This is a genomic window from Eggerthella sp., from assembly GCF_048329335.1.
Classification (GTDB): domain Bacteria; phylum Actinomycetota; class Coriobacteriia; order Coriobacteriales; family Eggerthellaceae; genus Eggerthella; species Eggerthella lenta.
Genome location: NZ_DBFEGU010000033.1, coordinates 1 through 17,912, shown reverse-complemented (window position 1 = coordinate 17,912; position 17,912 = coordinate 1). Strand labels below are relative to the sequence as shown.

Below are 17,912 nucleotides of genomic sequence, written 5' to 3'. Positions count from 1 at the left end.
GTTGACGGGCGGGATGCTGGGCGGATGCGCGGGCGGGGAAGGCGCGGAGCCGGCGGTAGGGTCAGCGCCCGTCGAGCCCTCGCCGATGCTCGAACCTGCCCCCGCCTCCTCCTCCGAGCCGCAGCCGTACGACTCCGTATTCCCGCCGCACGAGCCTTGTGGCCGCGGCGTGGGCGCAAGGCCGGGGCGCGTGGCCTGGGTGCGCGACGCGGCGGCCGTGACCTGGGACGGGTCGGGCTACTGGTGGCAGCGCGAGCATTTCGACGAGGACGCGGTCCGGCGCATGGTGGACGACGGCGTGGCTGCGGCGGCGGGCGCGGACGATGCGGCGGCCGGATGGCGCGTGCTGTTCGAGGCGCACAACGCGCGCGCCGGGCGCGCGGGCGGCTATCGGGCGGGCCAGCGGATCGCCGTCAAGGCGAACATGAACGGCGCGGGCACGTTCGGCGCGGACGAGGACAGCGCCATGAGCTATACGACGCCGGTTCTTTTGCGTGCGCTGCTGCTGTCGCTCGTGGAGGACGCGGGCGTAGCGGCGGGCGACATCGCGGTGTACGACGCGTGCCGCATCTTCCCGGCGCATATGATGGAGCTCTGCTCGGAGGGCGCGCTTGCCGGCGTGCGCTTCCGCTACTACGACGAGGGCGGCCCGAACGACGCCGCAGGCGACGAGAGCGCGCCCGTCGTCTGGTCGGCCGACGTGGCGGGCGCGGCGAACGTGGTGCCCGCCTGCGTGTCGGAGGCCGACTACCTGATCAACCTCGCAAGCCTCAAGGGGCACAGCTACGGCCTCACGCTGTGCGGGAAGAACCACTTCGGCTCGCTGGTCAACTCCAGCCGCCTGCGACCGCCCGAGGCCGCCGGCATCCACCGCTACGTGTCCGGCCAGGCCATGGGCATGTACACCGTGCTCGTCGACCTGTTCGCCAACCGTCTGCTGGGCGGCAAGACGATGCTGTGGATGCTGGACGGCTTGGTGCCGGCAACCTCGGAAGGCGCGTCGGTCACGCGCGAGGCGGCGCAGTGGGAGGGCGCGCCCTTCGACGGCGGGTTCGCGGCCAGCATCTTCCTGTCGCAGGATCCGGTGGCCATCGACTCGGTGGGCGCCGACTTCCTCATCAACCAGCCGGCGGTCGTCAGCCGCAACGCCGCGCTCGAGGGCAACCTGGGCGTGGAGAACTACCTGCACGAAGCCGCGTTGGCATCTGCACCGCCGTCGGGAGCCGCGTACCGCGACGGCGCAGGGAACCCGGTGGAGAGCCTCGGCGTGCACGAGCACTGGAACAATTCCGTGGAGCGCCTGTACAGCCGCGACCGCGGCGAGTCGGAGGGCATCGAGCTCGTCCGCATTCTGCGTTGATCGCTCTGCACATGATTTCCATTTGACTTGGAATCAGCTCCAGGACGTAGACTCGAAGGACGGAAGCGAGAGGAGAGTCAGCATGAGACAAAGCGAATTGGACCGGCGCACCTTCGTCATGGGGTCGTTCGGCTTCGGCATGGCGGTGCTCGGCGGCGGCATGCTCGCCGGATGCGTTGCGGCAGAGGAGCAGGTTGAGGAAAACGAAGCGCCCGCGCCGGACGAGGAGGGCGGACCGGCCGAGTCCGTTGCGTCCGAGCCCGAGCCCGCGGCCCACGGCGGGCGGGCGCTCGTGGCGGTGTTCTCGTACTCGGGCAACACGTTTTCCGTCGCCGAGCGCATCGCGGAGGCGACGGGTGCCGACCTGTTCCGCATCGAGACGACCGACGCCTATCCCGACGATTACGATGCCATGACTTCCCAGGTGCGGCGCGAACAAGACGAGGGCTACCTGCCGCCGATCGCGGCCGCGGTGCCGGATTGGGATGCCTACGATGCGGTCTACCTGGGCAATCCCATCTGGTGGGGGCGGTTGCCGCATGTGATGCGCTCGTTTCTGCTGCAGCACGACCTGGCGGGCAAGGCGGTCGCGCCGTTCTGCACGAGCGGCGGCAGCGGCATCGACGGCGCCTTGGCCGATATCCGCGATCTGTGTCCCGGTGCGAACCTGCTGGACGGCCTGACCGTCGAAAGGAGCGCCCTTCCCGATGCGCTCGATCAGGTGGCGCCCTGGATCGAGGGCTTGGGGCTTGCGTAAGGGAGCTTCGGCTGAACGGTGGCCGGTTCGGGCCGTCTGCCGGGCAGCCCGTGCAAGAAGGCAAGAAGGAAAGCAAGAGGATAGGAAAGAGGCAACACTATGAACGACTTCATCTTCCACAACCCTGCCAAGGTGTACTTCGGAAAGAACCAGCTGGAGCACCTTCCTGAAGAGCTCGCGGCCTTCGGCACGAAGGTGCTGATGGTCTACGGTGGCGGCTCCATCAAGAAGAGCGGCCTGTACGACGAGGTGCGCGGCCTTCTGGAAGGCGCCGGCATGGAACTGTTCGAGCTGGCAGGCGTCGAGCCCAACCCGCGCCATACCACCGCGAACAGGGGCGCCGCCATCTGCAGGCAGAACGGCATCGACGTGGTCCTGGCCGTGGGCGGCGGGTCCGCCATCGACTGCGCGAAGGGCGTCGCCGCGGCGGCCAAGACCGCGGACGGCGACGTATGGCCCCTGGTCGCGGGCGGCGCATGGGTGACCGATGCCCTGCCCGTGGCGGTCGTGCTCACCAACGCTGCAACCGGTTCCGAGATGGATGCTTGGAGCGTCATCTCGAACATGGACGTCAACCAGAAGATCGGCCTGGGCGGAAGCGCGCTGATCCCCCGCGTGGCCTTCGAGAACCCCGAGCACAGCTACACCCTGCCGGCGTACCAAACCGCGTGCGGCGCGTTCGACATCTTCAACCACGTGCTGGACAATTACTACCTTGCCGGCGATGCCACCTTCGACCTGGTCCTGGAGATGCAGGAGGCCGTCATGCGCACGGTGGTGAAGTGGACCCCGGTGGCGTTGGAGGAGCCTCAGAACTACGAGGCGCGTGCGAACCTGATGTGGGCATCGTCCATGGCGCTCAACACGGTGCTCGATGCGGGGACGGTGCACGGGTGTGCGTGCCATATGATGGAGCACGAGCTGTCCGCCTACTACGACATCACGCACGGTCATGGCCTGGCCATCCTTGCCCCGCGCTGGCTCGAGTACATCTTGGACGACGGGACCGCGTCCGCCATCTATCGTCTGGGCATTGCGGTGTTCGGGGTGGAAGAGGGTCTTTCGCCTGAAGAAGGCGCTCGCAGGGCGATCGAGCGCGTGAGCTCCTTCGCCTCCGAGACGCTGGGGCTTGAGGGAACCCTGACCGAGCTCGGCATCGACGAGGCGCATTTCCAGGATATGGCGCGCCACGCTTGCGGCGGCGGTCGGATCCCGGGCCTGCGCAGCCTGGGCGCGGAAGACGTGGAGCGCATCTACCGCATGTGCCTTTAGGGGCGACTCGCGTCCCACGTGGGGAAGTCCCCATGCGGGGCGCGAAGGAGGCCGGCTCCAGGGGGCGCGCGGGAAAAAGGGCAAGTTCGCGTCGATATGCGAGCTTTTCCGCGTCTCGAGTCGGCCGAGCTGCTCGTCTCGATCAAGAAACCCCAGGTCGAACGATTGTCCCTCCTGTTTATCCGCAAATGAGGATAGCAATATCGACGGGAACTTACCAGGATTTCGCGATAGCGTTCGGGGTGGGATCGGCGCGCGACGACGCTGCTCCGAGACACATCCGTGCGAGGGCGTTCGTGCGCGGCAGCCTATCTTGTGGAGGGCCTGCTGCAAAACGAGCGGGCTCTCTTGGCGAGGCGCGGGTTGGCGTCGTAGCTTCGTCATGAGGCGCCGAGCCGACGTTGGCGATCAGGTAAAAAAAGAACCCGATGCGTCATGCACCGGGTTCTTTACCTGCAGGAAAGGGCGATCCCTCGTCTGATCCTACAGCGTCTCGAAGTTCCAGGAGCTCATGTACTTGATCTGCTCCTCGGTGAGCGTGTCGATCTCGATGCCCAGCGTTTCCAGCTTCACGCGCGCCACGTGCGTATCGATGGCGGCGGGCACGTCGTACACCTTGTTCTCCAGCTCGCCGGCGTGGAGGTACAGGTACTCGGCGGCCAGCGCCTGGTTCGCGAAGCTCATGTCCATCACGGACGCGGGGTGACCCTCGGCGCACGACAGGTTCACGAGGCGGCCCTGCGCCAGCACGATCACCGTGCGGCCGTCCGGCAGCGTGTACTCTTCCACCAGCGGCTTGATCTCCTCTTTCTTCGTGGCGTGGTCTTCCAGCCACTCAAGGTTGATCTCGGAGTCGAAGTGGCCGGAGTTGCACACGATGGCGCCGTCCTTCATGTTCTCGAACGCCGGGCCGTCCACCACCTTGCAGTTGCCGGTCACGGTCACCCACACGTCGGCGAAGCGCGCCGCCTCGGCCGCGGGCATCACCTCGTAGCCCTCCATGTGCGCCTCGAGCGCCTTGAGCGGGTCGACCTCGCACACGATGACGCGCATGCCCATGCCCTTCGCGCGCAGGGCCAGGCCGCTGCCGCAGTAGCCGTAGCCCGAGATCACGATGGTGCGGCCGCACAGGAGGCGGTTCGTGGCGCGCACGATGCCGTCGAGCGTGGACTGGCCCGTGCCGTAGTGGTTGTCGAAGCAGTGCTTCGTGTTCGCGTCGTTGATGTTGAACACGGGGTAGGCGAGCGTTCCCTCGGCCGCCATGGACATGAGGCGCACGACGCCCGTCGTGGTCTCCTCGGTGCCGCCCACCACGTGCGCCAGCTTGTCGGTGAACTTGGTGTGCAGCGCGGTGTCGAGGTCGGCGCCGTCGTCCATGACGATCTGCGGGTCGCAGGCGATGACGGCCTCGATGTGGCGGTTGTAGGTGTCGGCGTCCTCGCCGGCGATGGCGAACACGTCGATGCCGAAGTCGCGCACGAGAGAGGCGGCCGTGTCGTCCTGGGTGGACAGCGGGTTGGAGGCGCACAGCGTCACCTTCGCGCCGGAGGCCGAGAGCGCGCGCATGAGGTTCGCCGTCTCGGTGGTCACGTGCATGCAGGCGCCGATGCGCACGCCGTCCAAGGGCTTCTCGCGCTCGAAGCGCTCGCGGATGGACGCCAGCACGGGCATGTCGCGGTCCGCCCACAGGATGCGGGCGAGGCCCTCGTCGGCCAGGGCGATGTCTTTGATATCGTGGTTCAAGGGTATGCCTCCATTGACATATAAGGGAACGTGCGATTCTCGATCTCTCAGATTATCATAGCCGAACCGACCTAGTTATGAAGTTCGTATGCAGAACCTTTGTGAATACCGGTGATTTATGACCTCGAATTCGGAAGAAACGGTAACGAACGGACTCGTTGTTGCCCCGAACGGCTGCTCACCCGCTATAATCTGTCCAGCTTGGAACGCGTTACAGCCAGAGCGCCGCAGCGGCGAACAGGCGGCGTTCCGCACAACCCTCAGACGAAACCGAACAACACCAGGGGGGCGGAGCGCGACCCGCAGGACGGGTGCGCGATGGCACGGCCGCAAGGAGCGTTCGCGGCCCGACAAAGGAGCAAAGGTGCTGGACCAGTTTTTTTCGCAGATCTCGTTCGTTGACATATTCAACTTCTGCGTGTTTCTCACGTTCACGATCTGCTACACGTATCAGCTCTACTACGTGTTCGTGGTGCTGACGCGCAAGCCCAAGGAGCTCACGGCGAAGAAGAACCACAAGTTCGCCGCGGTCATCTCGGCTCGCAACGAGAGCGCCGTCATCGGCGACCTCATCCACTCCATCAAGGTGCAGAACTATCCGTCCGAGCTCATCGACGTGTTCGTTATCGCCGACAACTGCACGGACGACACCGCGCGCGTGGCCCGCGAGGCAGGCGCCATCGTCTTTCCCCGCAGCAACGACAAGGAAGTTGGCAAGGGCTACGCGCTCGACTACGGCTTCCAGTGCATTCGCGAGCGCTACGCCGACAAGGGCTACGAGGCGTACTTCGTGTTCGACGCCGACAACGTGCTGGATGTGAACTACTTCCGCGAGATGAACAAGACCTTCGACAACGGAGCGAAGGCCTCGACCAGCTATCGAAACTCCAAGAACTACGACTCCAACTGGATATCCGCGGGCTACGCCGTGTGGTTCCTGCGCGAGGCGAAGTTCCTGAACCAGGCGCGTCTCACGCTGAACACCAGTTGCGCCGTGTCGGGCACGGGCTTCTTCATAGCCGCCGACATCATCGAGAAGAACGGCGGTTGGAAGTGGCACCTGCTCACCGAGGACATCGAGTTCTCTGCGAACAGCATTCTCGAGGGCACGCGCATCAGCTACACGCCCACGGCCATCCTCTACGATGAGCAGCCCATCACGTTCCGCGACTCGTGGAACCAGCGCTTCCGCTGGGCGAAGGGCTTCTACCAGGTGTTCTGGCACTACGGTGCCCGCCTGGCGAAAGGCATCGCCGTGAACCCCAAGGGCGCGCGCTTCGCTTGCTACGACATGCTCATGACCATCGCGCCGGGCATGCTGCTTACCATCGTGTCGGTGCTGTTCAACGCCATCATCGTGTTCCTCAGCCTCACCGGAGCCATGTCCACGGGCATCATGGTTGCCTCCTCGCTGTCGTCCATCCTGTTCTGCCTGCTGAACTACTTCATCTTCATGTTCATGTTCGGCGTGCTGACCACGTTCGTGGAATGGGACTCCATCCGCTCCACCACGGGCAAGAAGGTTCTGTACATGTTCACGTTCCCCGTGTTCATGATGACCTATATCCCCATCGCGCTGGTCGCGCTCGTGAAGAAGTGCAACTGGAAGCCCATCAAGCACAGCATCTCGGTGGACGTGGCCGAGCTTTCCGACGCGGCAAGCGCCGCGCCCCAAAAGCAGCGTGAGCGCACCATGTAGCACGCGGTGTCAAGTCGATATGCGAAAGCGGCGGGCCTCCGGGCCCGTCGCTTTTTTGCGCCCGGTTGGCGCACGTCTGCATCCTCGCCCGAAAAACACGCCTCGATGCATGAGGCGTGTTTTTCGGGCGAGGATGGCTTCCGACGGCGCCGATGTGCTTGCGAGTCGGGGGGGGTTACCACACGCGGGCGAAGGTGAGGCAGCGGACGGTGGCGGCTCCGGCGACGCGGACGGCGTCGGTCGCGGCGAACAGCGTGGCGCCGGTGGTGTACACGTCGTCGACCAGGATGACCGAGGGGAAGGCGCTTGCGCCGGGCAGCGGGATGAAGCGGCCTTCCATATTCGCCAATCTGTCGCGGCGCGCGAGGGCGCGCTGGTCGCGGCTGCGGGGGCGGGCGAGCACGGGCGCGACGGCGAGGCCCAGGCGGTCGGCCAGCGCCTGAGCCAGCTCCTCGCCGTGGTCGAAGCCGCGCCGTCTGCGGGCGGCGGCGGTGGCGGGCACCGGCACGATGCAGGGATGGTCGGCGAGCCAGGAGGGCGGCGCCATCGGCGCCATGAGCGTCGCCATGGCGCCTGCCAATCGCCGCTCGCCGGCATCCTTCCAAGTGCGCACGATGCGGGCGGCGGCATCGTCGAAGGCGACGGCGCTCGCGCAGGCGTCGAAGGGCGGCTCGTCGCGTCCGGCAACGCTCATCAGCACGTCGTTGCACTCGCTGCACTGCACGCGGCCGAACGGCGCGCCGCAGCGCGGGCAGGCGCGCCACCAGTCGATATGGCTCAGGTTGAGGCTGCAAGGCGCGCACAGCACCTCGCCCGGGGTGTCGCATACGGCGCAGCGCGTGGGCCACAGCGTCTCGGCGATGGCCTCGGCGGCTCCGCGCCCGTAGAGGCCCACCGTCCTCAGCAGACGCTCGCGGCGGGGAACGCGCGGGCATGCGCCTGCTTCCCGTGCGGTCGGGCGTGCGGGGGCGAGGGCGAGGGTTGTGCGGGCGATCGTCATCCTACGAGGATAGCACGGAGCCTTCCACGCGCCGCACACGGCGCTCTCATGTCCGGCACCCGCCGTTCTCGCGCGGATTCCACGCCGATCCAGCGTCGTTTCCACGCGCTTTCCCCTCGTTTCTCGCGCGCTTCTCGCATGTGCGCCGCAGGCCTGGCCGGCGTCGCGAAAGCATGCGCGCTTCACAGGGCCTTGCAGGCCTTTCGACGCGCGGAGCCTCGAAGGAGCGGCGTCCCCTCATCGTGTCCGGCGTTCGGACGGCGTGCCCGCCTGGAGCCTTTTCGGCGGCGTCCGCGCGTTTCTCGCGGATTGTGCGGCTCGGCTTTCAGGTGTTTTCATGATCTGGTACACTGAGTGACGCTTCTTTCGAGTCTGTAGTTGCGGGTTTTTCAACCTCAGTCCACGGCAGATGCGGTCGAAAGGACCCACGTAAGCCGCGCGGTCTCCGCGCGACGATCATGGCGTATCCTAGAGGTAAGCCGCACCGCCTGAGTATCGCGACATCCGGTTGCGACGGGCGAGAGGGCAAGGCGCAAGCTGAGTTCCAGTGCGCGAGTGTGGGGGCAAAGACTAGGTCAGTCGAAAGAGGCAGCATGAACATCAAGCTAGATGGAGGCTCACCGGTTATGAAGCGTTATAAAACGCTCGCGTCCTGCTGCATGGCGGTCGCGTGCATGGCGGCCCTGCTCGTCGTTCTGACGGGCTGCTCATCGCAGCAGAGCTACACTCCCCCCGAGAAGACGCCCACGCTGTCCTCGCCGACCATCGGCAAGGACGGTACGCTGCGCGTCGGTGTGAACACCGACAACCAGCCCCTGGCGGGACAGCCTTCCTCCTCGTCCAAAATCGTCGGCATCGACGTGGACGTGGCGGCGGCGCTGGCTGACAGCTTCGGGCTGAAGCTTGAGGTCGTCAACGTGGGATCGGATGCCGAATCGGCCCTCAAAGAGGGAACGGTCGACATCGTCATGGGCATCGACAAGTCCGACAGCAGCACCTCGTTCTGGAAGTCTGACGCGTACCTGCCTACGGCCGTGGCGTTGTTCTCCGCGCCGTCCAACACGCAGGTTCCCACGAACGTCGTCGAGACGAAGATCGCCGCGCAGGTGTCGTCGAAGAGCGCTTGGGCGGTGACGAACGAATTCGACAAGGCAACCTTCTCCACGACCGACGACCTCAAGAGCGCGTTCGCCGAGCTGGCCTCGGGCCAGGTGCAGTACGTGGCGGCCGATGCCATCATCGGGACGTACGCGGCGCACAGCGCGGGCGACGACGTGCATATCGTGGCGCTCATGCAGCAGGCGGGCGGCTACGGCGTGGGCGTGTCGGATGCGAACACCGATCTCAAGCAAGCGGTCTCCGAAGCCCTCGCCACGCTGACCGGCAACGGCACCATCGGCGTCATCGAGACGAAGTGGCTGGGTACCGCGCTCGACCTTTCGTCCACGCCGCTGACTGCCGGCGCCACCAAGTCCACGGACGCGGGCGCGACCGTTGCTTCGAAGGAGCCGAAAGACGAGAGCGAAGGCGAGAACGCTGACGGGGACGCTGCTCCTGCCGACGAGGCACGGGCGCCGGCGACGAGGTGAACGCGGGCGAGAACGCCGTGCAGCCTGGAGACGTCGCTGCTTAGAGCCGAGATCCTCCCGAACGTTCGAAAGCCCTGGAACGCCGACACCGCGCGTCCGGGGCTTTCTTTATGGCGGGGAAGGAAAGGCGCTTGACTTGGAGTGCGCTCCAAGTGGTTCAATGGTCGACGATCGGTATCATGACGGAGGTTGAACATGGAGCAACGACAACTGCGCGAGCTGCTCGAGCGCGTCGCGGCGGGCGAGACCGCCGTCGACGAGGCCGAGCAGGCGCTGCGCATCGCTCCGTTCACGGAGCTGGGCTACGCGACGGTGGACAACCATCGCGGCATGCGCCAGGGCGTGTCGGAGGTGGTGTACGGTGCGGGCAAGACGGCCGAGCAGATAGCGGGCGTGTGCCGCGCGCTCGTGGAGAACGGGCAGGAGCGCGTGCTGGTCACCCGGCTCGACGCCGAGAAGGCCGCCGCGGTCGAACGTGCCCTGGAAGGCGCGTGCCCTCTCGCGTTCGCCTACCGCCAAGGCCCGCGTCTCGGCATCCTGGGCGAGGCGCCCGAGCCCGACGGCAACGGGCCTATCGTGATAGCCGCCGCCGGCACGAGCGACCTTTCGGTGGCGGAGGAAGCCGCCGTGACGGCCGAGATGCTGGGCAACGACGTGGTGCGCCTGTACGACGTGGGCGTGGCCGGCATCCATCGCTTGCTGGCGCATGCCGACGACATCGCGCGGGCCAGCGTCGTGGTGGCGGTGGCGGGCATGGAGGGCGCGCTGGCCAGCGTGGTGGGCGGTCTCGCGTCGTGTCCGGTGATCGCCGTGCCCACGAGCGTGGGCTACGGCGCCAGCTTCGGCGGCGTCGCGGCCCTGCTGGCCATGCTGAACTCGTGCGCCTCGGGCGTGTCCGTCGTCAACATCGACAACGGCTTCGGCGCGGGCTACCAGGCCCATATGATCAACCATGTGAAAGCGAGGACGGCATGACGACGTTGGTTTGGAACTTGGAAGAGAACGCCACGAGGCGCCACCTGCTGGCCGTGGCGTTGCTGCAGCTGCCCGAAGAGCGGCGCGCGCAGGTGCTCGAGGCCGCCGAGGCGGCCGGCGTTTCCGACGGGCATCATCACGACCTGGGCGAGGTGAACGCCGCCATCGACGCGCTCGCCGCGAGCGAGCGGGCGAAGGGCGACATGCGCGCCGTCTACCGCATCCTCGCCGAGGCTGAGGCCGCGGCGCACGGCTGCACGGTGGAGGAGACGCACTTCCACGAAGTGGGCAACGGCGAGGCGCTGCGCAACGTGCTCGCCATCTGCCTGGCCGTGGAGGCGCTCGACCCGGACGAGATCGCGGCCACCCGCGTGCAGACCGGCAGCGGCACCGTGCGATGCGCCCACGGCGAGCTGCCCATCCCCGCGCCGGCCACCGCCGCCATCATCGCCCGCGGCATCCCCACGTGCGAGCGCAAGCTGGAAGGCGAGCGCTGTACCCCCACGAGCGCCGCCGTCATCCTCCACTTCGTGCAGCGCTACGACGCGTAGCAACCCGCTCCGCCGCTCCGCGTCGTAGCGCTTCGTCAGAGTGTTTCACGTGAAACACTCGTTCGAGCAAACAAATGTTTCACGTGAAACATCCGCGCGGCATTTGGAGGGAGAACAACGCCTCGCGGGTTGGCGTAGTGAGGCAGCGAGAAGGCCTCCGGCGTTCGGAGTTGTCCCGCTGCGCTGCCAAGCGTACTTCGGTACGCGCCGAGCGGCGCACAAGGGGCAACTCCGAACGCCGGGGGCCTTCGCAGTGTCGAGTCGTTCCGCCGGCCGTGAGGCCGACGGAACCGGCTAGTTCAGGAAGTCTTCGAGGATCTCCTGCTCGGCTTCCTCTTCGGTCAGACCCAGGGTCATGAGCTTCGTGATCTGGTCGCCGGCGATCTTGCCGATGGCGGCCTCGTGCACCAGCAGGGCGTCCTCGTGGGCGGCCTCGATGCCGGGGATGGCGGTCACCTTCGCCGTGCCCATGAGGATTGCGTCGCACTGCACGTGGCCGCGGCACTGCGCCTCGCCGATGACCAGCGGGTTGAAGATCTGCTTGGAGTTGTCCTGCGCCACCGAGCGCGAGATTACCTGCACGCTGGAATCGTCGCCCTTGAGCTCCACCTTCATGTTCGAGGTGGCCACCTGGTCGTCGTGGGTCAGCAGCTTCTCGGTCAGCACCAGCTTCGCGCCCGCGCCCAGCTCGGCGTTCGTGTCGCGCACGGTGGACGACACGCCGCGCAGCTGCGTGAGCTCCATCTCGCAGCTGGAATTCTCGTCCATGATCACGTTGGTCACGGGGTTGAGGATGCGCTCGCCGGTGCCGGTGCCTTCACCGTAGTGCTTCTCCACGTACTTCACGTGGCTGTTCTTGCCGCAGTAGAACGTGTGGATGCCGTCGTGCTCGGAGGCCTGGTGGCTCTCGTTGTGGATGCCGCAGCCGGCGATGATGGTCACGTCGCAGTCGTCTTCGATGTAGAACGTGTTGTACACGACGTCCTTCAGGCCCGACTGCGTGACGATGACGGGGATGTACACCGTCTCGCCCTTCGTGCCCGCCTTGATGCGGATGTCGATGCCGGGGTTGTCCGTCTTCGTGGCGATCTCGATGTTCGCCGAGGAGTGGCGCTCGACGAGCTCGCCGTCCTTACGGATGTTAAACGCGCCTTTCGGCATGCCGTGTATGTTGGCGATCTCGGCGAGCAGGCTCTCGTCGATGGGGGAAAGATCAACAGCCATGATGGCCTCCTTCTGGGTTCAAAGCGGCGGCTTCGTGCAGCTGCCGCGTGCGTGAAAGCGAACGAATGTTTCACGTGAAACATTCGCAGCGCGGCGTGGGCGGGTTAGCAGGTGGTGGCGATCTCCGTGAGGTGCAGCTCGGTGGGGGTGCTCAGCTGGCAGCCGGGGATGCCCTTCGCCACGAAGCCCAGCTTCGGCATGAGCTCCTCGGGCGTGCCCGTCTCGGCAACCTTGCCGTCGCGCAGAAGCACGATCTCGTCGGCCAGCTGGATGATGCGCTCCTGGTGCGAGATGATCACGATGGAGCGGCCGTCGCGCGCCTCGTGGATGTCGCGGAACGTCTCGGTCAGGCGGTCGAAGCTCCACAGGTCGATGCCCGCCTCGGGCTCGTCGTAGATGGCCAGCTTCGGGTCGCGCGCGAGGATGGTGGCGATCTCGATGCGCTTCACCTCGCCGCCGGACAGGTTCTTGTCCACCTCGCGCGTGAGGTAGCTGGCCGAGCACAGGCCCACCTTCGCCAGGTACTCGTTGCACGCGAGCATCGGCAGCTTCTTGCCGGCCGCGATGTCCAGCAGCTTCTTCACCTTCATGCCCTTGAAGCGTGCGGGCTGTTGGAAACCGTAGCCGATGCCCTTCTTGGCGCGCTCGGAGATGGACAGGTCGGTAATGTCCTCGCCGTCCAGCAGGATCTGGCCGCTCGTCGCGCGCTCGACGCCCATGATGAGCTTGGCCAGCGTCGACTTGCCCCCGCCGTTCGGGCCGGTGATAACCGTGAAGCGGCCGTCGGGGATGGTGAGCGACAGATCGTCGATGATGCGCTTCGTTTCCTTCGATCCGTCCGCAAGCGGCACCTCGAAGGTGAGGTTCTTGAGTTCCAGCATAACAGCAGCTCTCCGTATTCTTCTCGTCTATTTGATACTGTATTACTATCATTATTGCGGCGCTCGGTCAAGCGCGGCCGCATGCTCGGCGACAGGCGCGTCCGCCTCGGCCGTCAACGGCCGGGACGACCCCCGGATCCAATCGCTTCGCACGCACTCGGTTCCAACCGCTTATTCTAGCTCAAGCGCGAGGACGTGTGCTTCGGAAGTGCGATTTTCAGGGCTTGCCAGGCAAAGGCCGGGCGTGCGAGCATCCGGCAGGGGTTCGGGTGGCGATAATGCATCGAATTCGGAACTCTCAGGGCTGCGTTGCGGAGAGCCCGAGGGGTTCCTTTCGACGGAATACCTGGTCGCAAAATGCGCGACACCATAGCAGGGCCGCTATTCGCGCTTTCGGCCCCCGCGCGTATTCCGAATTCGATGCATTGTTGCCATTCCGGCCTCGGTCCGTGATCGCCGTGACGCGCTGTCGCGGTTGCGTGCGAAAGGGGCTGGGCGCGAGGCGGCCCCGGCGTCTGCGTCGGGGCCGCGGTCGAAGCGCTCTGTTTACGTCGCGGGCCTACTCGTTCAGCAGGTCGATCACCGCGAGGCCGGCATCGGACGCCTCGATGATGTCCTTGCTGCCGAACACGCACACGGCGTCCATCGCGACGGCTTCGGCGATGGGCCCGGCCAGCGCGCGCAGCGCAGCGGCGTCCGCGTCGATCATCTGGGCGCGCGTGGCGGCACGGCTCTCGGGCGTGCGTCCGCCGAAGAAGTCGCCGTCCTGGCGCCGCACGAGGGCGCGCGCCTTGAGCGGGGTGTCGAACCCGGCCACGGTGCTCACCACGTAGCCTTCCATCGCCTCGGCGGCGGGGTCGAACTTGGCCAACCACTCGGAAGCCCTGGCGAAGCGGGCCAGCGTGTCGTCGAGGTGCGGGTCGCGATACGAGTAGAAGCGCAGATTGCCGGTGCGCGCCGTCTGGAAGCCCGCCCCGTACGCGCCGCCCTTCACGCGCACCTCGTTCCACAGGTAGTCGTAGGAAAGCGCCCGCGCGGCCACCTGCCAGGCGCCCGTGTAGCCCGCGTCGAAGGCGCGGCGGTCGAAGCCCTGGGCCGCATAGCACACGTCGGTGGGCACGATGAACGCCTCGTTGAGCGCCACGGGGTCGGGCGCGATCAAGCGCACGCCGTCTTCGGGGCGCGTGCGGCCGAGCGCGGCGCCTGCGGCCAGGAAGCGTTCGTAGTCGTCGTCCGTGCCGGTGAAGCTCAGCGTCAGAGCGTCGTCGGCGAACAGACGCACGGCGAGGTCGGCCAGGCGTGCGGACACCTCTTCGGCGCGCTCGTCGAACGAGGCCAGCAGCTGCTTGAGGAAGCGGTAGAACCCGACGCCGCCCAGCTGCTCGCGCACCACGCCGGCCGGCAGGTAGTACGAAGCCAAGTGCGCCATAGCGCTAGCATGCCCCGCGTTCGCGAAGCCCTGCTCCATGCCGATGCGGCGCTGCTGCAGCACGTCCTTGATCTTGCCCGTGTCGGAGAAGTCGGTCTCCAGCATGATCTCGCGGGGCAGCTCGGCCAGCTCGCGGACGTTCTCGGTCAGAGCGCTCGAGCTGACGACGAACTTCGGAGCCAGGGCAGCGGGGTCGGTCTCGCTCTCGTAGATCTCGGCGAAGAACGTGAGGTTGCCCAGCTTGCCGTTGACGAGCGTGTCCAGCTCGGAGGCGGTATGTCGTGCGGTTCCCAGCTTGCCCAGCACGAGGCCCAGAACGGCCACGTAAGGTAGTTCGTCGAACGCGACGCGGTCGAGGTCGAAGTAGCGGTAGGCGTAGGCGATGCCGTGCGTCGGCACGTCGTGGCGCAGCGTAGGAACGGGCGCGCCCTCCACTAGGCCGTACGCGGGCTCCTCGGGAGCGTCCTTTATGTCGGCTACCGACAGGCGCGGCAGCACGGCCAAAGCTTCGGGCGAGTCGGGCTCCTCCTGCAAGCGGCGCAGCGCGGCCTCCTCGTCGGCCACGCGAACGTAGTCCTCGGGAGTCATGGCGGCTTCGACGGCGGCCAGGCGTTCCTCCTCGTAGGCGTCCTCGTCGCCGTCGACTGGCACGATCTCCACCTCGGCCATATGGTCGCTGTCCAGGAACACCTCGCGGATCAGCCGCTCGAAATACCCCTCGTCCAGCGCTTTGCGCAGAAACGCGAAGTCGTCCTCGTACTTGAGGTAGGACGTGGCCGCATCGTCGTCGTACAGCCAGCCCGCCAGCGAGCTCATCGCCAGCGCTACGCCGTCGGGCATGCCGTACTCGCGCTCGCGCATGACGAACTCGGCGCGCGACAGCGACGCCTCCACGAGCGTGCGGTCGAGCCCTCCGTCGGCCAGCTTGCGCAGCGTTTCCTCCACGACCGGGCGGAAACGCTCGGCACCGCCTTCCTCCAGTCCGCGCAGCTGGATGACCGCGAACGGCTGCAGCAGCGAGTCGGCGAAGAACGCCGTAGCGTCGGCCGCCAGCCCCGCGTCCAGCAGGGCGCGCTTGAGCGGCGCCTCGTTCGAGCCTGCGATGGCGTCGATGAGGATGTCCACGGCCGTCATGCGCGTGCGCTCGCACGCGTTGCCGATGACGTAGCCCAGCCCGGCGCACGCGTTCTCGGGCGCGGTAGCCATGTTCCTCTTCACGCCCAGCGCGCGTACGGGCGCCTGCTCGCGCAGCTCGTGGGGGCCGAGAGGCGCGCCCTCGGAGCCGATGCCCGTCGCGGCCGCCTGCTCGTCGGCGACGGGGGACAGGTAGCGTTCGTTGAGGAAGGCCAGCATGCCGTCCAGGTCGAGATCGCCGTACAACGTGAGGTAGCTGTTGTCCAGGCGGTAGTGGCGGCGGTGCTCCTCCAGGAACTGCTCGTAGGTGAGGTCGGGGATGGCGCGCGGCGTGCCGCCCGACTCGAAGCGGTAGGCCGTGTCGGGGAACAGCGCCGCCTGCAGCTCGTCGTACAGCACCGAATTCGGATCGGACAGCGCGCCCTTCATCTCGTTGTACACCACGCCGTTCAGCACGAGGCGCGCAGACCCGTCGGCGGCTTCCGTGGCGGCCACGGCGTCGCCTGCAACGGAGTCGCCCGCTTCGGCTTCCGTGTCGCCGCCCAGCTCGTAGTGCCAGCCCTCCTGTTCGAAGATGGCGCGTTTACGGTAGATGGCCGGGTGCAGCACCGCGTCGAGGTACACGTCGGCGAGGTTCAGCAAGTCCTGGTCGTTCGTGCTGGCCACCGGATACATCGTCTTGTCGGGGAAGGTCATGGCGTTCAGAAACGTCTGCATCGAGCTTTTCAGCAGGTCGACGAACGGCTCCTTGACGGGAAACTTGTCCGAGCCGCACAGCACCGAGTGCTCCAGGATGTGGAACACGCCCGTGTCGTCGGCGGGCGGCGTCTTGAACGCGATGGAGAACGCCTTGTTGTTGTCGTCGTTTCGCAGGTACAGCAGCTGCGCGCCGCTCTTGTCGTGGTCGAGCACGTACGCCGTGCCGTCGATCTCGGGAAGTTCTTCGCGCGTGCGCACGGTGAATCCGTGCAGCTTCTGCTCGGGAGCAAGGTCCATGCAATGCCGCCTTTCCGGATGAGCTCGATACCGATAATCGGCCGTCGAGCGCGAGTTCGTGTGTCGACGTCTATGATAGCGCGAACAGGTCGCATCGTCGTCAGGGTTCGCCGACGATCCGGAGAATCGTTGCACACCGGTTAAGCCCAAGGCGCTCATGCGGGGCGAGAGGCCCGCCCAAGCAGGCAGGCCTCTCGAAGGGGAGGGGGCGATTGTCCGATGCCGCTAGGCTGCGGAGGCCTCCGCAGCGGCGCTTCGACCCGCGATGCGGCCGAGCGTCATCGCGCTGAGCACCGTGGCTCCGGCGGCGCAGTTCCACTCGCATACCACGCCGGCGGCGTACAGGCCGGGGATCGGTTCGGTCAGCGAGCCGCTGGAAGCCAAGGCGAGCCTGAGGGCCTGAGCCTGCTCGTTCGTCTTGAAGCCGCCGACGGTGACCGAGGTGCTCACGGCGATAGGAGCTGCGTAGAAGGGGCCGGTCATGGGCACCATCTTGTCGGCGGGAGTTCCGCAGTCCTCGTCCTTGCCCGCTTCGCAGAAGCCGTTATAGCGCTCGACGGTGGCCTTCGCCTTCGCGCCGTCGAGGCCTACCATGCCGGCGACTTCCTCTACGGTGTCGGCGGTGGCCCATTTCAGCGGGTACGTGGCCTGCATGGCGTCCAGCTCGGGCGTGGTTCCCAGCAACGCGATGACCGGCGATCCCTGCTCGTTCTGCTTGCGCACGATGGCGCGGTGCCCGTTGGGGTTTTCGTAGGGGGTCGATTCGTCGAAGAAGCGCTGGCCTTCGGCATCGAGCCAGAGCCCCGGCAGGCGCATCCCGTAGTTGATGTTGACGATGCTGCCCGATTCAAGGCCTGCCAACGAGCTCATCAGCGGCATGTCCGAGACGCGTGTGGTGTAGGCGCCCAGCTCCATGGCCATGACCAGGCCGTCGCCCGTGGCTCCGGGGTTCGAGCCCGGCAGCAGGTTGGCGCATTCGGCGTTCATCTGGCCGATCATGGCCGTGCTTCCGGCGAAGCTGCCCGTTGCCATGACCACGCCTTTGTTCGCCTTGATGCGCACGGGGTTCTTCTTCTGAACCGCCTCCACGCCGATGACGCGTCCGTCGGCGTCGGCGACCAGCTTCGTTGCCGAGGTGTCGGTGAGCGTGCCCACGCCGGCTTTTTCGGCCGTCTCGGCGAGCACGCGCACCATCTCGGCGCCCTTGCCATCGACATGGTGGATGACCGGCAGTTCGGTGTACCCGAACAGCGGCCCTACTTCCTTCAGGAAAGGCACGCCCATCTCCTGCAGCCAATCGAT

General features: G+C 66.5%; 13 protein-coding genes. 7 read left to right on the top strand and 6 right to left on the bottom strand.

Annotated features, from left to right (window positions below; translation table 11 throughout):
- The 3 genes from ACMO6A_RS01260 to ACMO6A_RS01250 form a co-directional block, all read left to right on the top strand.
- Positions 1–1,360 (top strand): DUF362 domain-containing protein (locus ACMO6A_RS01260; RefSeq protein ID WP_418470670.1); only part of this gene is annotated, 1,360 nt, incomplete at its 5' end.
- 82 nt (positions 1,361–1,442) lie between these two features.
- Positions 1,443–2,117 carry a flavodoxin gene (locus tag ACMO6A_RS01255; RefSeq protein ID WP_009304673.1) on the top strand — a complete coding sequence of 225 codons (675 nt, stop codon included), beginning with the start codon at positions 1,443–1,445 and terminating at the stop codon, positions 2,115–2,117.
- 99 nt (positions 2,118–2,216) lie between these two features.
- Entirely contained in the window at positions 2,217–3,389 is a 1,173-nt protein-coding gene (locus ACMO6A_RS01250; protein ID WP_009304672.1) for an iron-containing alcohol dehydrogenase, read from the top strand.
- Positions 3,390–3,872: 483 nt separating this feature from the next.
- On the opposite strand, the gene ahcY is transcribed toward ACMO6A_RS01250, so the two are convergent.
- Positions 3,873–5,132 carry an adenosylhomocysteinase gene (gene ahcY, locus ACMO6A_RS01245; protein ID WP_009304671.1) on the bottom strand — a complete coding sequence of 420 codons (1,260 nt, stop codon included), beginning with the start codon at positions 5,130–5,132 and terminating at the stop codon, positions 3,873–3,875.
- Positions 5,133–5,496: 364 nt separating this feature from the next.
- Here ahcY and ACMO6A_RS01240 point away from each other — a divergent pair, with 364 nt between their 5' ends.
- Positions 5,497–6,831 carry a glycosyltransferase family 2 protein gene (locus ACMO6A_RS01240; RefSeq protein WP_009304670.1) on the top strand — a complete coding sequence of 445 codons (1,335 nt, stop codon included), beginning with the start codon at positions 5,497–5,499 and terminating at the stop codon, positions 6,829–6,831.
- Between the two features lie 175 nt (positions 6,832–7,006).
- Here ACMO6A_RS01240 and ACMO6A_RS01235 read toward each other — a convergent pair whose 3' ends face one another.
- Entirely contained in the window at positions 7,007–7,936 is a 930-nt protein-coding gene (locus tag ACMO6A_RS01235) for a phosphoribosyltransferase family protein (protein ID WP_227101219.1), read from the bottom strand.
- 521 nt (positions 7,937–8,457) lie between these two features.
- Between ACMO6A_RS01235 and ACMO6A_RS01230 the strand changes: the two genes are divergently transcribed.
- The 3 genes from ACMO6A_RS01230 to larC all read left to right on the top strand — a co-directional run bounded on the left by ACMO6A_RS01230 (position 8,458) and on the right by larC (position 10,946).
- Positions 8,458–9,420: a substrate-binding periplasmic protein gene (locus tag ACMO6A_RS01230; protein WP_418470669.1), complete on the top strand. Its 963-nt coding sequence runs from the start codon at positions 8,458–8,460 to the stop codon at positions 9,418–9,420.
- A gap of 195 nt (positions 9,421–9,615) precedes the next feature.
- Positions 9,616–10,395: a nickel pincer cofactor biosynthesis protein LarB gene (larB, locus tag ACMO6A_RS01225; RefSeq protein WP_015760472.1), complete on the top strand. Its 780-nt coding sequence runs from the start codon at positions 9,616–9,618 to the stop codon at positions 10,393–10,395.
- On the top strand, positions 10,392–10,946 hold the full coding sequence (gene larC, locus ACMO6A_RS01220; RefSeq protein WP_015760473.1) for a nickel insertion protein: 555 nt from the start codon (positions 10,392–10,394) through the stop codon (positions 10,944–10,946). The genes larB and larC overlap by 4 nt, the downstream gene beginning before the upstream one ends.
- A 294-nt stretch (positions 10,947–11,240) precedes the next feature.
- Here larC and ACMO6A_RS01215 read toward each other — a convergent pair whose 3' ends face one another.
- The 4 genes from ACMO6A_RS01215 to ACMO6A_RS01200 all read right to left on the bottom strand — a co-directional run.
- Entirely contained in the window at positions 11,241–12,170 is a 930-nt protein-coding gene (locus ACMO6A_RS01215; RefSeq protein ID WP_015760474.1) for a SufB/SufD family protein, read from the bottom strand.
- A gap of 104 nt (positions 12,171–12,274) precedes the next feature.
- A complete protein-coding gene (locus ACMO6A_RS01210) occupies positions 12,275–13,051 on the bottom strand; it encodes an ABC transporter ATP-binding protein (RefSeq protein WP_009304664.1) in 777 nt (258 codons plus the stop codon).
- Positions 13,052–13,610: 559 nt separating this feature from the next.
- Entirely contained in the window at positions 13,611–16,610 is a 3,000-nt protein-coding gene (locus ACMO6A_RS01205) for an insulinase family protein (RefSeq protein WP_418470668.1), read from the bottom strand.
- Between the two features lie 225 nt (positions 16,611–16,835).
- Positions 16,836–17,912 (bottom strand): FAD-binding protein (locus tag ACMO6A_RS01200; protein ID WP_418470667.1); only part of this gene is annotated, 1,077 nt, incomplete at its 5' end.